The 18936-nt window shown below is 56.4% G+C and carries 12 protein-coding genes; 7 read left to right on the top strand and 5 right to left on the bottom strand.

The window, feature by feature from the left end; all coding sequences use genetic code 11:
• Positions 1 to 81: 81 nt before the first annotated feature.
• From Q1A51_RS19280 to Q1A51_RS19260, 5 genes are all read left to right on the top strand, one after another.
• A complete protein-coding gene (locus Q1A51_RS19280) occupies positions 82 to 981 on the top strand; it encodes an AAA family ATPase (protein WP_299601339.1) in 900 nt (299 codons plus the stop codon).
• The gene (locus tag Q1A51_RS19275; protein ID WP_299601337.1) at positions 978 to 2516 is read left to right on the top strand and encodes a hypothetical protein; all 1539 of its coding nucleotides are present in this window, start codon (positions 978 to 980) and stop codon (positions 2514 to 2516) included. Before Q1A51_RS19280 ends, Q1A51_RS19275 begins: the two co-directional genes overlap by 4 nt.
• A 26-nt stretch (positions 2517 to 2542) precedes the next feature.
• Positions 2543 to 3376 (top strand): CpsD/CapB family tyrosine-protein kinase, encoded by an 834-nt coding sequence (locus Q1A51_RS19270; protein ID WP_299204277.1) that lies wholly within the window; start codon positions 2543 to 2545, stop codon positions 3374 to 3376.
• A gap of 64 nt (positions 3377 to 3440) precedes the next feature.
• Complete coding sequence (asnB, locus tag Q1A51_RS19265) at positions 3441 to 5393, top strand: asparagine synthase (glutamine-hydrolyzing) (RefSeq protein ID WP_299601334.1); 1953 nt, start codon at positions 3441 to 3443, stop codon at positions 5391 to 5393.
• Positions 5394 to 5408: 15 nt separating this feature from the next.
• Entirely contained in the window at positions 5409 to 6761 is a 1353-nt protein-coding gene (locus tag Q1A51_RS19260) for an oligosaccharide flippase family protein (RefSeq protein ID WP_299204283.1), read from the top strand.
• On the opposite strand, the gene Q1A51_RS19255 is transcribed toward Q1A51_RS19260, so the two are convergent.
• Together Q1A51_RS19255 and Q1A51_RS19250 are read right to left on the bottom strand one after the other, a co-directional pair.
• Complete coding sequence (locus Q1A51_RS19255) at positions 6758 to 7849, bottom strand: hypothetical protein (RefSeq protein WP_299601331.1); 1092 nt, start codon at positions 7847 to 7849, stop codon at positions 6758 to 6760. The genes Q1A51_RS19260 and Q1A51_RS19255 overlap by 4 nt on opposite strands.
• Positions 7846 to 8919 (bottom strand): glycosyltransferase family 2 protein, encoded by a 1074-nt coding sequence (locus tag Q1A51_RS19250; RefSeq protein ID WP_299601329.1) that lies wholly within the window; start codon positions 8917 to 8919, stop codon positions 7846 to 7848. Before Q1A51_RS19250 ends, Q1A51_RS19255 begins: the two co-directional genes overlap by 4 nt.
• Positions 8920 to 9299: 380 nt before the next feature.
• Between Q1A51_RS19250 and Q1A51_RS19245 the strand changes: the two genes are divergently transcribed.
• Both Q1A51_RS19245 and Q1A51_RS19240 read left to right on the top strand, forming a co-directional pair.
• Positions 9300 to 10085 (top strand): sugar transferase, encoded by a 786-nt coding sequence (locus tag Q1A51_RS19245; RefSeq protein ID WP_299204292.1) that lies wholly within the window; start codon positions 9300 to 9302, stop codon positions 10083 to 10085.
• 140 nt (positions 10086 to 10225) lie between these two features.
• Positions 10226 to 12670 (top strand): tetratricopeptide repeat protein, encoded by a 2445-nt coding sequence (locus Q1A51_RS19240; protein ID WP_299601326.1) that lies wholly within the window; start codon positions 10226 to 10228, stop codon positions 12668 to 12670.
• Between the two features lies 1 nt (position 12671).
• On the opposite strand, the gene Q1A51_RS19235 is transcribed toward Q1A51_RS19240, so the two are convergent.
• Genes Q1A51_RS19235 through Q1A51_RS19225 form a run of 3 tightly spaced genes read right to left on the bottom strand, consistent with a single transcriptional unit; the run spans position 12672 to position 18924 of the window.
• Complete coding sequence (locus Q1A51_RS19235) at positions 12672 to 13598, bottom strand: hypothetical protein (RefSeq protein WP_299601324.1); 927 nt, start codon at positions 13596 to 13598, stop codon at positions 12672 to 12674.
• Between the two features lie 26 nt (positions 13599 to 13624).
• Positions 13625 to 14266, bottom strand: a complete 642-nt coding sequence (locus Q1A51_RS19230) for a 4'-phosphopantetheinyl transferase superfamily protein (protein ID WP_299601322.1) — start codon at positions 14264 to 14266, stop codon at positions 13625 to 13627.
• Positions 14263 to 18924 carry a MupA/Atu3671 family FMN-dependent luciferase-like monooxygenase gene (locus Q1A51_RS19225; protein ID WP_299601320.1) on the bottom strand — a complete coding sequence of 1554 codons (4662 nt, stop codon included), beginning with the start codon at positions 18922 to 18924 and terminating at the stop codon, positions 14263 to 14265. Before Q1A51_RS19225 ends, Q1A51_RS19230 begins: the two co-directional genes overlap by 4 nt.
• Positions 18925 to 18936: the final 12 nt, after the last annotated feature.

Genomic DNA, 18936 nt, shown 5'->3' with positions numbered 1-18936 from the left:
CTAGCGGACCAAGTGATACAAAGACGCTCCTGCGCGAGATGATTTCCTGGTCGCATAAGGCTGATTTATTTAGGTAGACCATTGAAAACGGATTTGTACCTCAAACATTTCCAGTTTCGGGAGCGTCCATTCACGCTGTTGCCCGACCCCGATTTTATTTTCTGGTCGCGGGGGCATACACGTGCCTTTTCCGTCTTGGAATATGGGCTGATGACCCAAGCGCCGATCACCGTGTTGACCGGAGAAGTGGGCGCGGGAAAAACCACTTTGTTACAAGCGCTTATCTCGCAAGTTCATAGCGATGTAGTTGTTGGTTTGATTTCCAACGCCCAAGGGGGCAGAGGCGAGCTGCTGCGTTGGGTGCTGAACGCGTTCGATCAGCCTGCAGAACCGCAAGCTGACTATGTCGCGCTGTTCCAACAATTTGTGGATTTTGTGCTGGCTCAGTACGCGGCGGGATTATCGGTTCTGCTCATCATTGATGAGGCTCAGAACCTGTCGCCAGAGACACTCGAAGAGTTGCGAATGCTCACAAACATCAACTCGGGCAAGGATGAGCTTTTACAGCTAGTTCTTCTGGGACAACCCGAGTTGCGGGAGGTCATTGCACAGCCCGAGTTGCGTCAATTCGCACAACGTGTGTCGGTCAGCTATCATCTGGAGCCGATGGATCATGACACCAGTTGCAGCTACATACGCTCGCGTTTGCAGCATGTCGGCGGCACGGGCGAAGAGTTTACTGACGCAGCTATGACAGCGATACATCGCGTCAGCGGCGGAATACCTAGAGAAATCAACAAGATATGCGATCTTTCCCTTGTTTACGCCGTTAGCGCGGAAACGACTGTCGTGGATGAGCGCTTGGTAGACGAACTTTTGGCAGACGGTGTTATCCTTACGGCGCCGGGACGTCCGTTTTTTTTGTCCAGCAGTAGATACGCCGTGGTGCCTGATGGTCTCCCGGGGGAGGCCGCGGAATGAACCTTCCGCTGCGCTTTTATTGGTCACTGTTGATGCGCCGGATGCCGGCTATGATGGCCCTGTTTCTGGTCTGCTCATGCCTTGCTGTTGTAACGGCATTTCAGTTGCCGCCTACCTTTGAATCGACCGCCCGCCTGCAAGTTGATCCGCCGCAAATCCCGGATGAGATGGTGGTCTCGATGGTTCAGACCGAAGCAGCTGAACAGTTGCAGCTTATTCAAGAACAGCTGATGACCCGCGCCAACCTAGTCGAGATCGCGCAAAAGTATCAGGTGTTTGACAACATGAGCGCGTTGACCCCCGACAGAGTTGTGCAAGGCATGCGGGACAGCACTCGTATCTTTCGCAGCGGCGGGCGGGGTCAGGCCACGCTGATGTCGCTGACGTTCGAGGCCTCAGACGGGCAAACTGCTGCCAACGTTGTAAACGACTACGTGACATTGGTTCTCGAGGCCAACAGCTCGTTCCGGCGCGAGCGCGCGGAAAACACGTTGTCCTTCTTTGAACAAGAGTCGGAACGGCTTGCGGCCGAGATAGACACGCAATCCAACCGCATCATCGAATTCAAGAACCAGAACGTGAATGCGTTGCCGGACGACCTGCTCTATCGGCAGGATCGTCAATCCACGTTGCAAGAGCGTGTGGGCCGATTGGAGCAAGACCGCGCTGCAATTGTCGGACAGCGTAGCGAAATGATCGCTGTATTCGAGGCTACAGGTCGGCTTGGCAATGATACCCGTCGAACACTTTCGCCCGAAGAACTACGCGTGCAAGAATTGGACGTGCAGTTGGCAGAGGCGCTGACAATTTATTCAGAGTCAAACCCAAGAGTTATCCAGCTGCGCGGGCAAATTGAACAGCTTGAGCGTAGCATCGCAGGGGCCCAGCCCCGAGAAGGTGAAGAGGCTGAGGACACCGAGCTGTCTTTTCTGGATATCACCCTAGCCGAGATGGATCAGCGCATAGAACAGATCGACCTGGAAATCACACGGGTCAACGACGAGCTTGAGCGGCTGTCCCTCGCGATTGCGGCCACTGCCACCAATTCCATAACCCTGGAACGGCTGGACCGGGATCTGCAAAGCGCACGTGCCCGATACAACACTGTTCTTGAAAACCTGAACCAGGCGCGCATGGCAGAACGGATCGAGATTAACGCCCAAGGTCAACGGATCAGCCTGATTGAGGGCGCGAGCGTGCCGCAGGAACCCTCTGGACCTCCGCGCAAGCGGATTGCAGCTATGGGTGCCGCCATTGGCATGGGGCTGGCACTGGCGTATTTCGTGCTCCTTGAAATTCTCAATCAAAAGGTGCGCCACCCGGCAGAACTACAGGCGCGGTTTCAGATCATGCCGATTGGAGTCATTCCATATTTGGATAGCAGGGCGGAACGTTGGCGTCGCCGCAGCGTGCAGTTGGCAGTGTTGGCGGCCGTCATCGTGGGCGTACCAGCCGCTCTGTATTACGTGCATACCGAACTTGTGCCTCTGGAAATCATTGCAAACCGGGTTCTGGCCCAGTTGGGGCTGGCATGAGCAGAGAGTGTAGAGGGTAGCATCACATGGAAAAGCTTCAGGCAGCCCTCTCAAAGGCCCGCACCGCCCGTCAAAAGACCGGTGGCCCAGCCACTGCAGCCCCCGTCACATCGCGGCGGCAGCAAGTGCCCAAGGGCTCTTCCGCAGATGATCCCACTCCGGCGTGGGAGGAACTGCAGCGCGTGGACTTGGCCCCCGCTGTGCTGCGTCGCCATCGCATCGTTTCGCGTGAAGCAACATCCGATGCCACACCTTTTGATATTCTACGAACTAAGATCGTCCTACAGATGGAACAGAACGGTTGGACCCGGCTGGCCATTACATCGCCGGAACCTAACAGCGGCAAGACGACTTTGGCATGCAATCTGGCGCTCGGGTTGGGACGACAATCAAGCATGCGCTCAATGCTCTTTGACTTCGACCTCGGATCGCCCGAGGTTCATTCATTCTTTGATCTCAAGATGCGATATGGCCTGCCAGAGGTGATTATTAGGAATGTGGATTTTGCCAAACAGGCTGTCCGCGTGACCGAGAATGTGGCGGTTTCCGTATCGCCTCATCCCGAACGAGACCCCACACGCTTTCTGATGATGGATCGAACCGTTGATCTTCTCGATGAGGTGCAACGCGAATACGCCCCCGACATCATGGTCTTTGACCTGCCTTCTGCTCTGTCATCGGACAAGGCTTTGGCCTTTTTGCAGCATGTTGATTGCGCCTTGATCGTCGCCCGTGCCGAGCAAACCCGCTTTCGTAACTTGGATCGTTGTGAAATGGAGGTTGCCGCCAACACCAATGTTCTAGGTGTTGCATTGAATGGTTGCCGCCGCAGCGCTCTGTCTGCCAATGACATCAATTAATGGGTCCTGCGACCGTCTACGCGGGTCTCAAGCATTTTTAGATTTTTAAGGTTTCAAATTCGTTATGTGTGGCATTACCGGGTTTTTGTTCTCCGGACAGGCAGAAGTCAAAGCGCGATCTGAACCGCACCTGCGGGCGATGATGGACGCTATCTCCCACCGTGGTCCGGACAGTCAAGGGCTTTGGATCGACCCCGAAGCCGGCGTTGGCCTTGGTCATTTGCGATTGGCCATCGTCGATCTTTCGCCGGCGGGACACCAGCCCATGGCATCTGCATGTGACCGATACCAAATTGTTTACAATGGTGAAATCTACAACCACGCGGCCCTGAGGCGAGACTTGGAACAGGCGGGCCATGCTCCGTCTTGGCGCGGCACTTCAGATACCGAGGTATTGCTTGCAGGTATCACGGCATGGGGCCTCGAAGATACGTTGGCCCGCGCCGAAGGCATGTTCGCCATCGCACTTTGGGATCGCAAGGATCGCTCTTTGACGTTGGCCCGAGATCGGCTTGGGGAAAAACCGCTGTATTACGGCTGGCAGGGGGGTGTTTTCCTCTTTGGCTCCGAACTCAAGGCCCTGCGCGCCCATCCAGCTTTCCATGGCGAGGTGCGCCGCGATGCACTCACGGCAATGCTGCGCCATGGCCATGTTCCCGAAGATCTCACCATCTATTCTGGAGTGCAGAAGCTGCGGCCGGGCGAGATGGCGACATTGTCAAATGCGCAACCGGATCCGCGGCGCTGGTTTTATTGGGACGGGGGTTCAGCGGCCTCCATGCCCAAGGAGCCTGTACCGACGGACAAGGAGGCGATTGACCAACTTGAGGCCCTGCTCTTGGACGCGGTGGGCAACCAGATGATGTCTGACGTGCCGCTTGGTGCCTTCCTGTCGGGTGGCATTGATAGTTCGACCATAGTGGGCCTGATGCAGCACTTATCAGACCGTCCCGTGCACACCTTTTCCATCGGATTTCATGAAGCGCGCTACAATGAGGCAGAGTTTGCCAAGGCAATTGCCCAGCACCTTGGCACTCACCACACCGAGCTTTACGTAGCCGACACCGATCTGCGCGACGTGATCCCGGCATTGCCTGCGATGTATGACGAACCTTTCGCCGACAGCTCACAAATCCCCACCCATTTGGTGGCCAAACTGGCCCGCGAACATGTAACGGTCGCTTTGTCGGGGGATGGAGGGGATGAGCTTTTTGGCGGCTATGATCGTTATCGCCAAGGCGCGGGATTTCTCAAAATTCTGCGAGCCCTGCCCCAGCCATTGCGCAGCCTCGGCGCTGCAACCATCCGTTCGCTGCCCGCCAGTTTGCTGAACACAGTGATGGAGCCGATCCGGCCTACACCGCAAGGCAAGGAACCCAATGGCCAGCGCATGCACCGCATTGCAAACTATGCGCGCAGCCGGAATGTCGATGAGTTACATCGCAAGATGGTGTCGGTCTGGCGCTTCCCTGAAGCTGCCGTGATCAATGGTAATAACCCTCCGTCGATCTTGGCTGACCACCTGCCGCCGCGGGGGGATCTTACCGACATCGAACGCATGATGCAGCTGGACATGCTGGCCTACATGCCGGACGACATCCTGACCAAGGTGGATCGCGCGACAATGTCGGTGGCGTTGGAAAGCCGGGCTCCTCTTCTGGATCACCGGGTGGCCGAGTTCATCTGGCCGCTGCCATTGAATATGAAAATCCGCGACGGCAAATCCAAGTGGCTTTTGCGTCAGGTGCTTTATCGCCATGTGCCCAAAGATTTGATTGAACGGCCCAAGATGGGGTTCGAAGTGCCAATCGGCCTCTGGCTTCGCGGTGGTTTGCGCGACTGGGCCGAAGCGTTGATCACGCCTGACCGACTGAAACGCGAGGGTTTTCTGCAACCGGCATTGATCCGTCAGATGTGGGACCAGCATCAAAAGGGCAGTCACAATTGGGGTCTGCAGCTATGGAACGTACTTATGTTTCAAGCGTGGCTTGAAGAGTTCAGCCTTTCAGGCAACTAGGTGGGGCAGCGGGCAATGTTTCAACGTGTGTTAGGAGGCGACGGGTTGCGCGCTCGGCTGTTGCGCAGCACTGGCTGGACGTTCATCGGTTTCAGCTCCGCGCAAATTCTGCGCTTGGCGTCAAACCTCGTTCTGACAAGACTTCTATTTCCCGAAGCCTTTGGGCTCATGGCGATCATCACCGTTTTCCTGGTGGGTCTGACAATGTTGTCAGACATTGGAATCGCACCATCCATTCAACAAAGTCCCAAGGGTGACGACCCAGATTTCCTGAACACCGCATGGACGGTTCAGGCGATCCGGGGGGGGATCCTGTGGCTGGTGTGCTGTGGATTGGGGCCGTTGGCTGCATGGTTCTACGAAGACGACCGATTATCAATGATGCTGCCTGTGGCCGGGTTGAGCCTGTTGATCGCTGGGTTCAATCCGACACGGATCGACAGCGCCAGTCGCCACCTGATGGTCGGGCGTATGACGATTCTCGACATCATCTCGCAGTTTTTCAGTCTCTTGGTGATGCTACTGTTGGCGTGGACGCTGCGTTCGATCTGGGCGTTGGTGATCGGCAGTGTCACGGGTGCGATCATTCGCCTTTGCATTATGCATCTCTTTCTACCGGGTGCACCAAATCGGTTGCGCTGGGATTCCGAAGCCGCTTGGGACCTGATACATTTCGGGAAGTGGATTTTCCTAAGCACGCTCTGCGGCTTCTTGTTAACGCAAGGAGACAAGGCAATCCTCGGCAAATACATGACCTTGGAAAGCCTCGGTATCTACAACATCGGATACTTCCTCGCCAGCTTCCCCCAAGCGCTTGCGGCAATGGTGATGAGTCGAGTGATGATCCCGCTCCATCGTGAGTGCCCGCCCCATGAGACCCGCGAGAACTTCAACAAGGTACGCAAGATGCGTTTCATGATGACCGCAGCGGTATTCTCAATGCAGTTCACGGCAGCATTCTTAGGCATCTGGGTAGTGGATTTCCTGTATGATGATCGGTTCTTGGCCGCAGGTGGTGTAGTGGTTGCGATCGCTTGCATGGGCGTGCCTTACCTCATCGGGATGACTTATGACTTCGCCGCGCTGGGGCGCGGAGACTCCCGCGGTGTCTTTTTTCTGCTGTTGGCGAAGGCGTCGACCCAAGTCGCGTTGTTCATCCTGGGGATGGAGTACTATGGACTGCCAGGTGCATTGATTGGTTTGTGGATGTCCCAAATCCTTGTGCATCCGCTGGTGGTGCGCCTTGCCTACAAACACGGCGCTTGGGACCCTTGGCACGATCTGTTTTTTGCGTTGGTCGCTGCTGGGCTAACCAGCTTCATGCTGTGGTTCCATCGCGACGGGCTCGAGGTGCTCTGGGCTTTCTAAAGGCCTTTTTCAGCTTCCACCCAAAAGGCCGCCCACCGTTTCTGCAAGGGCACAGTCATCCAGTTCTGTTCGTGTAGTCGGGCCGGGGAGAACAAGGCAAAGTCCGTTTCGATGGTATTTAGCAACAGTTTCCCGTCCGGCATGCCCCATGTCAGCATGTTCAAAGCGGTCAAAGCCCAGACATTCGCTAATTCCGGATCCGACAACCGGGTCGAACGCGCGCCAAGATAGGCACGATAGGCGAACTCGTACTCTGACGGTGCGCGGCGCTGCAATCGCTTCAGGCGCGCGCCAACTTGATGTGCAGGCCTACTCGGGATGTGCCGCTGCAAGGTTGGGAGCCGCATGTTCATATCAGCAACACCGCCCCCTTCCCTTACACCGTGAAACATCTGGCCCATCTGGTAGTGAAAGTAAGCACGCGGGCCGTGCCAATAATGTTCAATCAAATCCCTGCATTCAGCAATCTCCAACACGTCATGGAGGGCAACGGAACCCGCCAGTTGTTCCGCTGTAAAGACCGACCCATGTTTGCGCAGGTCTTCAAGAATCGCGACCGCAGTTTGCATCAACGAGGCATGTTCCGGCATCAGTCCGTAAACCCCAGCGTTATGCATTATCGTTTTTGACGATATGGGTCGTCCGGTAACGCAGCCCCCACAGTTTTGGATCAGGGCTTTCCATTCTGGCCACTCGGCACTGTTTTCAAGCGGCCCTTCGCAAGCATGCATAAGGGCCCGTTCAGGTCCAAAGCGTTCAAACAAATGCTTGGGATGCCCCATGAACACGGTATCGCTATCAATCATTGCGACGGGGGCAGCATACTTTTGCAAGGCATGGTGCATCACATGAAGCTTGATCGCATGGTGATAGGTGCCTCGCATACTCCAGTCCGCCATCATCTGAGGCGACAAGAGTAAGGCATCGACCGGTAGATCTGGCCTTTGGTTCGCCTCATCTGCCGCCAATACAATGCGGATGTCTTCAGGGTCGTCCTTGAGGTACTGCCAGGCTGAAAGAATGCTGTACGTCAATTCCAGATGATAGACGCGTTGATCGCCGTAAATCAGAAAAAGCAGAACTTTCAATTATGTTCCTGACCTTTGTCTCGCGCCTCGGGCTCCGGTGCCGGAAACTGTGACAAGAAACGTTTCGAGCAGGCAAGAAACCCGCTCGCAACCAAGTCTGTCGTACCAGAATACTGCTGATCTTCCACGCTTCGGATGGAAAAGTCGGAATCTTGAATGACATTCAAGCGCTTCTCACCTTCGCCATGTTGCCACGTGCCAAGCGCAACCTGCTGCCGTTCTCGACTTAGGAAAGGTCCAGCAAACTTGTAGTGGCGTACAAGAACGGCAAAGTCCGCGCAGGTTACACGACTGGCAAAGTGTGGATGCGGACGCAGATCAATCCCTGGCAGGTTCTTGACCAATGGATGAATGGTCAAGCCACAGTCTTCGCCAAATATCTCACCCCGAATGCCCCCGAACTTGAGCTTGATGGCTGGGTTGGTCACATCATTCGAACTTAGGAACCACCAGACATCGACGTTTTCACGGTCGTGGTATTCAAACTCGGTAATCCCGTACTCGCTGAACTGATCAAAGCGACGTACAGAGTCCTCATAACTCCAGGACTCGGTTTCCGCCAATGGGTCCGGTGCATACATGTCCAACCGCTGTGCGATAACACATGTCGTGTCGTGCGCATTGCAGTAAGCCGTATACTCAGTGATGTCGCGTCCCTCTCCGTGCGAAAGGTCCAACAGTTCGTCGCTGTCCAGAAAAAGAAACCAGCCGCCACTGATGACCTCTCGTGCAATCTCGGCGCGCATGTCACATTCATATGTCGCGACCGGTAGCAAGTTTGAAATCACGGTAACACCAGGTTCCTGTGCTAACCTTTCCCGGGTGCCGTCATCGGAACCGTTGTCAATAAACAGGAACTTTTTAACCCCTATCTTTCGATGGTGGGACAACAGCGTGTCCAGATAATACATACCGTTCCTGATCAAGCAGACCATCGCCACGTCAGCCTCGCCCAAGACGATCGATGGCGGACCCGAAAGGAGTTTGGAGGCTCGCTTGATCCGTGCTTTTTTCGCTTGTTGCGCATAAACGTAGCGCAGCTTGTCAATTACACGGCTTACAAAAGGCAAGATGCGTATCCACCTTGATACATGTTCGAAATATGCCCGTAGGCCTATAAGCAAGATAGCGCCGTCACAACCGGCATGTTGGTTTGATCGCCAAAATTTCACTGAGTGGTGCATATCCGAACATCTCAGACACGCTTCGGTACGGCTGCTTACATAGGATTTTCCTGTGTCGCTTTGCGGACTGATTCGCTACTGATTCTCTTGCCACATTGGAAATTTCTGAAATTTTTATGAAATTCACCCGGAAAAGATGAAGCCATTCTATCATCAGTTGAGGGTTTCTGATCGAGCAACAAACCTTTTCAGCGTTTACCACGTTATTGGGCGGATTCACGCTAATTTCACTTTGGCGGCAGGTTAACAAATGGTAAACACATTACGTGTCGGCACATCTGCTCCCGTCACAAACAACATCGAATTTTCAAAAAGGCCTGACTTTTTTTACTGGGCTGACTGTTTTTAACCAAGCCGGAAGGCTCTTGTTTATGACCATTCAATCACACGATTTTCAGAACGAAATCTCTGTTTTCTTCAGGGGGCGCTACAAGTCTCGCCTCGGTGGTTTCTACCACTCCTATGCGAAGCGCTCCCTGGACCTTTTCCTTGTTGTCCTTACAGCTCCTATCGTTGTCCCAATCATTTTGGTTATGGCTGCTTTGGTGGCTATGGACGGTGGCAAACCATTCTATTCACAGCTGCGTATTGGGCGGAATGGGCGTACCTTTCGCATCTGGAAGATCCGCACCATGACCATCGACGCCGATGCACGCCTGGAAAGCTATCTTGCTGCCAACCCTGATGCTCGCGCAGAATGGGAAAGCACGCAAAAGCTGAAGGAAGACCCCCGGATTACCAAGGTGGGGCGCATCCTGCGCAAGACATCTCTTGATGAGCTGCCGCAGCTATTGAACGTTTTCGTCGGGTCAATGTCGCTCATTGGACCCCGCCCAATGATGGTATGCCAAAAGGCACAGTATCCTGGTGTTGCCTACTACTGGCTACGGCCTGGCATTACTGGTTTCTGGCAGATTTCGGATCGCAACGACTGTGACTTTGCAGACCGTGCCCTGTACGATGACAAGTATGCACGAGCAGTGTCATTCGGCACCGATATGAACGTTCTGGCCAAGACAGTGTCGGTAGTGCTCAAAGCAACAGGCCATTGATCTGATCAGACTATGATTTGCGTCGAAGTGCTGCCGTAGGTGTGAATTGCCTACGGCAGATCGAACGATTAGAACGATACTTGGTTCAAGTATGGCCCGCCTGACGGGCCAGTTTTTTTCTGTTGTTTCGGGATTTCACCATGTGGCCTCTGCTCGCGCGCAACTTTGTTCTGGCCATAAGCCTGTGTCTGTCTCTCGCGGCCTGCGACACTGCTGAGGAGCGCGCAGAAAAGTATCTGGCCTCTGCGCTTGAATTGATCGACCAAGGCGACTTGGATCGGGCCGCTATAGAACTGCGCAACGTGTTCGAACTGATGGCCAACCATGTTGAAGCGCGCGAAACCATGGCGCAGCTCATGCTCGACAAAAACGACAAGAGCGCTGCTTATGGCCACTATCTGCGACTGGTCGAACAGGTGCCCGACCATGTCGAGGGGCGAACCATTCTGGCCGAAATCGCTTTTGAGGCGCGCAACTGGCAAGAATTCGTGCGCCATGCTGCACAAGCAGTGGCCCTTGCCCCCGATGCTCCACGTAGCCAGATCATTGACCTCGCCCTAAGTTACCAAGAGGCGTTACAGGCACGCGATGGGCCGGCCCGGGATGCATTGCGAGACAAAGCAGAACGCCTTGCCGCAGACAATCCTGACAGCGACGTGCTACAGCAGGTCCTTTTTGACGCCTACATGCGCGACAGGAAGCTGGATCGGGCCTTGGGTCAGTTGGATCGCATGATCGCGAGTAAGCCGGACAACCGGACACTTTACACCCAACGCCTTGGACTGCTGAACGAACTACAGGACTATGCGGCGGTAGAAGACCAGCTGCGGAACATGGTAGCCCTCTTTGCCGATGATGATGGACCCAAGAAAGACCTGATCCGCTTCTACGTGAGGCGCAATCAGGTCAACAAGGCGGAGGCATTCTTTCGCGAAATTGCGGATCCTGCTGCAGAGGATCCAGCGCTGTTTATTGGCCTTGTGCGGTTCTTGCGCGACATGCGCGACCCCGAAACGGCCCACGCGGAACTGATCGCGGCGCTGGAAGTTTCGCCCCAGCCCGGCAAATTAAAGATGCTACTGGCAATGCTCGATTTTGAAGCGGGCGCGCACGATAAGGCAATCGCCGACCTGCAAGCTCTACTTGATCAGGCCACGCCATCCGCGCAACCGAACGACATCAAGATCACCCTAGCGCAAATGATGATCCAAACGGGTAATGTGGTGGATGCGAAACGCTTGGTCGATGAAGTGTTGGAATCCGATAGCCGCCATGTTGAAGGGCTCAAGATGCGCGCAACCTGGCTGATCGGTAACGATGCAACCGATGCCGCGATCGCCGACCTTCGTCTGGCCCTGGACAAAGCTCCGAACGACGTGGCCGCACTTACCTTGATGTCGGAGGCCTATGCCCGCGCAGGTAATCGTGATTTGTCATGGGATTTTCTGGCTCTGGCGGTGGATGCCTCCAAAAATGCCCCGGCGCCAACTTTGCGCTATGCGCGCGTGCTTGCCGCAGATGAGCGCTATCTGGCCGCGGAAGAAGTGTTGATCGCCGCTCTTCGTCGCGATCGGTCAAATGCAGATCTTCTGGTCCTCTTGGGCGAAGTCTATTTGGCGTCCGAGGATTACTCTCGCGCAGATCAAGTGATCAAACGACTGCGCAGCATTGGAACTGAACGCACTTTGGTTGTTGCCAACGCGCTTCAGGCGCGGCTTTTGGGCAGCCGAGAAGGACTGGAACAAGCACTTGGATTTTTGGAGGAGTTGGCAACCCGGGAGGATTCAGCTCTCAATACTCAAATGACTCTGTTGCGAGCACGGCTTAGTTCGGACCAGACAGAAAAGGCGTTGGAACAAGCCAAGGAGCTGGTCGCCAAACACCCCGAGAATCCGTCACTCCAGTTCATCTTGGCAACGTCCCATGCAGCCAACGGAAATCTGGATGTTGCCGAAACACTGCTTAACACGCTCGTACAAGAAGATCCCAACCGCATGCGGGTCTGGAGCCAGCTTTACCGTTTCCAGCGCCTTCAACAAAAAGATGCGGAAGCCAGCCAAACCTTGCGGGAAGGGCTCGCGATTGATCCGGACAATCGGGATCTTCTCTGGTTTCAAGCGGCAGAGTTTGAGGCTTCCGGTGATATTGACCGTGCTATTACAAATTACGAACGGATCTATGAGCGGAACTCTGGCGATCTGATCGCGGCCAACAATCTGGCAAGCCTCCTGGCAACCCACAAGACCGATGAAGACAGCTTTGAACGTGCGTGGATCGTGGCGCGGCGTTTCCGCGACACGAACGTGCCAGCAATGCAAGACACCTACGGTTGGGTTGCCTTCAGACGAGGAAACTTCGAAGAATCCCTACCCTATTTGGAGTTGGCGGCGTCCGCTCTGCCATCAGACCCAATCGTGCAGTTTCACTTGGGGCAAGTCTACGGCGCGTTGGATCGACGGGCCGACGCCATCGCGCAATATCAACAAATGCTTGAGCTTGCCGATGACAATGATCCACGCCCGCAGTTCAAAATAGCCAGGGACGAAGCAGCGCGCCTTGAACAACTGCCAGCGCTGAGCGACTAACTTAGTTCTGCCTTACACCACTGGGCGGGTAGGACGTCACAACCTCCCAAACCGTTTCCTGCATGACCCTCGCAGCCTCTGGCCCCGGGTCATCCGCAGTGCTGCCGTCGGGCAATCGCATCTTGTGTGGCAAACCCACAGGCGACCGCCCGTAAAGCACCGCATAGTGGGTCAGCGCCACCAGATACCCACCGAAGTGACTGAAGTGAATGTCGTCATCAAAGAGATCAGTGCGGTCCCGGATGGCCCCGATACCACCCGCGGCTTCGACCTTGCGTACAAAGGACGCCATCACTTGCCCCGCTGGGATGATGTAAATGGGGTTATTAACCTCCTCGTAGGCCAAGGCAGGTCGTAGGATTTTGCCTACCCAATAGCGCTCAAGATCGAGGTCAAGCCGCTCCAGCCAGCCTTCGGCGTCATCAAGGGTGTGCCAGGTTTCATAGAGATACACGCGGGTATCAGGGTTACCGTCCCAGGCCGCAACCGCCCACTTACGCAGGTAGTCATGCGGGTCATGGTACTTGATGGTATCGCGAATTTCGACCGCCTCCGTCAGAACAACTGCGTCATACTCCCCTGATGCCATCGCCTCTTTCGCGTCGCGATAGGCGGGTGGGCCATTGGATTCTTCAAAGCCATTGATCGGAACGTCTGGCTCCCAGTGCTGCTGCAGCGGAGATCCCCATCCCAATTGACTGTTATAGTCATGGCCCGTGCCTACCAGTTGCTGCAGCATAACTGGCATGTAAGGGCCAACCAGACTGTGGCCCAGATGATAGACCTTGAGCGGCGCATCGGGCACATCGTTCGGACTGGCATAAAGCGCGTTGAACGTCGCCTCATCCACTGGATCGGGGGCGCCACAGCGACTAGCCAGCCCGCAGGCGGACAGCAACAGGAACAAGGAGGCCGTCGATTTGCGCAATATCCTTCTGAGCATAAGAAAAATCCTTAGTGCAAAGTCACAATGCCAATGATCAACTCTTTGGGCAGGAGCTTGGAACCAACGATGATCCCGGACCAGTCGTCGCCTCCACTCTTGATGCGAGCGGTGAATTGAGTGCCTTTCAGGGTAACAACAACGTCCTCAAAGCCCAGTAGTTGCCTGGTTATCGGAAACTGTGCCTTATAGACAGCTTCCTTGGCGCAAAAGATGCGCTTGGCAGTGAGCCCGTTGTCGGTCCGGTCCCGTTCGGCCGGGGTCAGGACCGTATCCCACAGGTCTGTATCGAGCGGCTCGGCTTCTTCCATATCCACGCCCAGCGCGCGTATGTTTCCACTCCTTGCGACCATGGCCATCGCGGCATTGCTGCAATGACTGATGGAACCAATAACACCCGCAGGCCAACAAGGTGACCTGTCCGGCGCCATGGGTACGGGCATGGGCGCCAAGTCGATGGCCCGCATTGCGCGCCGCACGGCTGAGCGCCCGGCTGAAAACTCGCGCAGGCGTTTGTCGATCATGCGTGTGGTCGCGACGGCTTCAACGGGGTCAAAACCAACTGGCAACCCCTTGGGATCCGCCACACCTACGCCGACGTTCGGGCCAACATATCCCTGTACTTGCTGACATAGTGCATCAAGCGCACTCATCTCGCCCGACGCCGCCGGGCGCGCATGGCCCGACGTTGAGCCATGGCATCTGCGCGCCCAGATGGCACAGCTTCCACTTCAGGGGCCGTAGCAGGTGCGCTGACTTCTGCAGCGGTCGCAGCCCGGGCAGTTGGCGTGGCGCTCATCTTGGCTTCGACCGCTTGAGCGAGGTCTCCGAGAACCGGGAAACGGAAGATGTCGGTTATGGACAGTCTCGCCACGCCCAGTTGTGCCTTGATTTCCCGATGCGCCTGTACTGCCAGAATCGAGTGACCACCAAGATCAAAGAAGTTGTCGCGCGCGGTGATGTCGCCAACCCCAAGGATTGCGCTCCAGATTCCAGAGATCGCCATCGTGATATCCCCATCAAATCCAGCGGTCGCGGCAGGTGCGTCAGCTTGCGAGCTGGTTTGAGTGGGCGGAACGGAAGCAGGTTTGGGGCGCGCTGGTGCACCCGGTACAGGCAACGCCTTTCGATCAACCTTCTTGTTGGGTGTGAGTGGGAAAGCATCCAATACAACAAAACGGTTTGGGATCATGTGGGCAGGCAGCACGTCTGAAAGCGCCGATTTAAGCCCCGCCTCGCTCACCGACCCATCAGCCAACAGATACGCCACCAGCTGCTGCGCACCAGGGATATCCTCGCGCACCAGCGCAACGGACTGACGCACGCCATTCAATGTGTCGATAGCGGACTCGATTTCGCCCAACTCAATCCGGTATCCGCGTAGTTTGACCTGAAAATCGGCCCGTCCCAGGAAATCTAGCTCTCCATCTGGCAGCCAACGGGCGAGATCACCGGTACGGTAAAGCCGGGCTTCCGGATCGGTTTGGAACGGATCGGAGACAAAGCGTTCCGCCGTGAGTTCGGGACGTTGCCAGTAGCCGCGTGTCACGCCATCGCCACCAATGTAAAGCTCACCGGCAACGCCAATGGGCTGTGGTTCCATCGCGTCATCAAGGACATAGACCTGCGTGTTGGCAATCGGTGTGCCGATGCCCGCTACTCCTGCATCCGCGGATGCATGGCCCGTGGTCGACCAGATCGTGGTTTCGGTGGGCCCGTACATGTTTTCAATATGCGCTTCGGTCAGCGCATTCAAATCGCGCACCAACGCCCCGGGCAAGGCTTCGCCGCCGAGCATGAGGTGTTTGACCGGGCGCAATGCGGCACTTGCCGCGTCGTTCATTACCAGCATGCGCGCCATTGAAGGTGTGCATTGCAGATGGGTAACCTTGTGGCGCGCAATCTGCGCGGCAATCGAAAAATCGTCAGCAGCCGGCGCGGTCTCCGCATTTGCCCGGCGCACCACCTCCGCCAGCGGCGTCAGCCCGTCCAGAAGCGTGTCCACTTCGATCCCGTAGTCAATAAGACAAGCAACTTCGGTGACACCGATGCCTTTGACCTGTTCAACCCGGGCAAGCGCATCTTCGACAGTGCCGAACAGGCCGCTGTCGTTGAAATACCGTTCAAAAGCGAAATCGAGAATACCTTCCAACTCTTCGTCGGTCAGCGAACCGAGGTCCAATTGGAATGCACTGTCGACCCCTTCGGGTTTCTTAAACGCTGGAAAGGCCCAGGCATATTGCTTGATCAACCCTGCAGCCGAACGCAGGTAGTCCTTCATCGGTTCGCGCGCGATCTCGCGGGCTTGATCCCGGGTGGCGGCAAGGAAGCTGTGTAGCATCAGCGTCACCTTGAACTGCGCGGGATCATAACCCGCCTCGCGCAAGGCCGCGTGGTAGAGTTTGATCTTGTCGCCAACCTCGTCCACCGATTGCCCCAAGAGGTGGGTTAACACATGGCACCCGTTGCGCCCGGCTTCTTTCCATGTCTCGGGATTGCCAGCAGTCGTAACCCACAGGTCCGGCGTATCCGAGATTGGGCGCGGTTGGGTGACAACTTCGTGCATCTGGCCGTCTTTGCGCGGGAAGGACACAGGCGTGCCGGCCCAGAGTTTGCGCAAGTCCTCGATCTGGCGGAACATGGCAGGCTTGTTTTCAGGGGGCGTATTTTCCGGACGCAGCACGAAGTCATCCGGTTGCCAGCCGCTGGCAATGGCCAGTCCGGCACGCCCGTTGGTTAGGTTGTCGATCACCGCCCATTCCTCGGCAATCCGGGCGGTATGATGCAACGGTGCGACACAAGACCCCGCCCGCACACCGATATTGCGCGTCATGCCGGCCACTGCGGCGCCGGTCACCGACGGGTTGGGATAGGGCCCACCAAAAGCATGGAAATGCCGCTCGGGTGTCCAGACCGCTACAAAACCGTTTTCATCAGCAAACTTCGCGCCTTCCAGAAGCGATCGATACTTGTCGCGCCCCTTTCCGTCGTCGTTGCCCCAATAATACAGACTGAATTCCATACCGCCGGGCACGCCACCTGGGCCAGCTTCGTCCCCGGCCACGAGCGCGCGGCTTTCATCACCCGACAGCACAAGTTTGAAACCGCGCCCAAGCGTCCAGAACAGCTCAAGCACCGAGATGTCAAAGGACAACGACGTAACCGCCAGCCACACGCCCCCAGTGGCGTGGTCGATCCGGTCATCCATACCAACAAAGAAGTTGGCCACGTTGCGATGTTCGACCATCACGCCCTTGGGCCGACCGGTCGAACCGGAAGTGTAGATCATGTAGGCAAGGTCGGTACTTGCGACACCGCTTGAAGGGTTCGCTACGGGTTGATCTGCGACGTCCGTGGCAATGTCGAGGACTTGAGTGGCACTGTCTGGAAGCGCCGCCGCCAATTCGGCATTGGTGATCACCACGCCGGCCTGACTGTCTTCGATATAAAGCGCTGTGCGATCGGCAGGAAAGGCCGGGTCCATGGGCAGATACGCCCCTCCCGCCTTCATGATCGAGAGGGCCGCGATCACCAATTCGGCTGATCGTGGCAGGTGCAACCCCACGATCACTCCGGGCTGGACGCCCATGGCGATCAGCTTGTGCGCCAGCTGGTTGGCTGCTGTGTTGAGCGCCTCATAGATGAGGCTGTGGCCCTCAAAAGCGAGTGCCTCTGCGGTGGGCGTACGGACAACTTGTGCCTCAAAAATCTGGTGTACGCATTGGGTACGGTCAAAATCCGTGGCCGTTGCGTTCCACGTCTCAACCGTCAGCTCGCGTTCGGCAGGCGGCAGGATCGATAGAGTGCGGGCATTGTCGCTGCCGCTTAGGTTTTCCAACAAATGGGTCAGACGCGCGGCATACAGATCAACTGCAGCGGCCTGAACTCGATTTCCGTCAGCCAGAAGAGTGGCCCCTTCAGACGTGGTTGCAAGTGTCAGTGCCGCAGGACCAACAAGTCCGGCCTCAACATCATCAGACAGGGCCAATGCGGGCAAGGCCGGGTCACTGCCCGGAAGGCGCGCAACGAGGTCAGCGGCAAAGGGACCGCGCGCGTTTGCCGCTTCGATATCCGTGGCCAACTTGTCTGTCATCCGGCCAATGCTGTCGTCCAACGTCACCCACACTGGCACCCATCCCGCCGCATGAGAAGGACCCGAAATAGCCACTGCCAAATCCACGCAGGCATTTTCGGTCATCCGAGTCATCATGATGGCAAAGGCGGCGCGCACCTCTTTCGGCGTCATCCCGGTTGGCACCACAACCGGTCGGGTCACCACCTGCGCAGGTCCAGTGGCTTTGGCAATCAATGGAAGGTCCAGAGAGGCGATATCCTCAAGCGTCTTGCGCCACGCTGGATCGGCCTTGGCCAATGCGGCCAAGTCTTTCTCAAGACTGCTCTTTTCCGCATCTGTTGGGCTGTGCAGCAGGGCACCGGCGCTTGTCACCGCGCTTGGCGCAACAACCTTGCCTTGCACATCGGTGACCCGGGTCAACACCAGATCACCCTGTCCAGTTGCGACGACAAGCTGGTCGGCATCCGCAGTAATGATCGTTCCTGACGCGGCACCTGACGGGTCGTCTGAAACGACCGCAGTACGGGCCAGCAGGCGCTGTCCGCCCGCGTCGAAACAGGGCAACGTCAGCGGGTTCCAATAGTCGCCGTGATCCAACGCGCGAATAAAACGCACCAGATTCTCGGCAGGTTGGGTGAAATCCAAGGTCGGTATTGGGCGTGCGTCCCGCGCGAAATAACTGCGCTGGCTCAGATCTTGTGGCTGCCGAACTGGTTCGGGTTTCGACAGCTCAGCCATCAACGACGGAAAACTTTCGATCGCTGCGCCGTAGCATTTGGTGTTCAGCGTCAGCGCTGTATCTTCGGGCGTGATCGTGATCGACGCACTGGCCAGCACGTCACCCTCATCCACGCCACCTTCGATCAGATGCCAGGAAATGCCATGGCTCGTTTCTCCGGCCAGTGCCGCCCAGACCGGCGCGTTAAGGCCTGCATATTTTGGCAGCGGACCGTCATGGAAGTTCACAGCCCCGCGCTTTGGTAAGGACAGGACCGCATCGGGAATGATGTCGAGATTGGCAATGGACAACAGCCAATCAAAGGTCTGCCCCTCAAGCCGTGTTGCCAAGTCGGCACCGGGCGCCAGCACCGGCACATTTGCATCGGCAGCCCAAGCCTTCACATCAGCATTACGTGTGACAATCGCTACAATAGAGTGTCCATCTGCACGCAAAAGCTCGCCGCATTGAATGACAAGGCTTTCGTGACCAATCAGGACTGCTGAAAACTGAGACATTATTGGACCAAA

Source organism: uncultured Tateyamaria sp. (genome assembly GCF_947496075.1).
Lineage (GTDB): Bacteria > Pseudomonadota > Alphaproteobacteria > Rhodobacterales > Rhodobacteraceae > Tateyamaria.
Note: the sequence above shows the minus strand (reverse complement) of the source record. Positions and strands in the feature narration are given on the sequence as shown.

Excerpts from the sequence above, each read along its gene's own strand:
- Q1A51_RS19240 (WP_299601326.1), top strand. The coding sequence starts at position 10,226 with ATGTGGCCTCTGCTCGCGCGCAACTTTGTTCTGGCCATAAGCCTGTGT.
- Q1A51_RS19230 (WP_299601322.1), bottom strand. The coding sequence starts at position 14,266 with ATGAGTGCGCTTGATGCACTATGTCAGCAAGTACAGGGATATGTTGGC.
- Q1A51_RS19260 (WP_299204283.1), top strand. The coding sequence starts at position 5,409 with ATGTTTCAACGTGTGTTAGGAGGCGACGGGTTGCGCGCTCGGCTGTTG.
- asnB (WP_299601334.1), top strand. The coding sequence starts at position 3,441 with ATGTGTGGCATTACCGGGTTTTTGTTCTCCGGACAGGCAGAAGTCAAA.
- Q1A51_RS19275 (WP_299601337.1), top strand. The coding sequence starts at position 978 with ATGAACCTTCCGCTGCGCTTTTATTGGTCACTGTTGATGCGCCGGATG.
- Q1A51_RS19225 (WP_299601320.1), bottom strand. The coding sequence starts at position 18,924 with ATGTCTCAGTTTTCAGCAGTCCTGATTGGTCACGAAAGCCTTGTCATT.
- Q1A51_RS19270 (WP_299204277.1), top strand. The coding sequence starts at position 2,543 with ATGGAAAAGCTTCAGGCAGCCCTCTCAAAGGCCCGCACCGCCCGTCAA.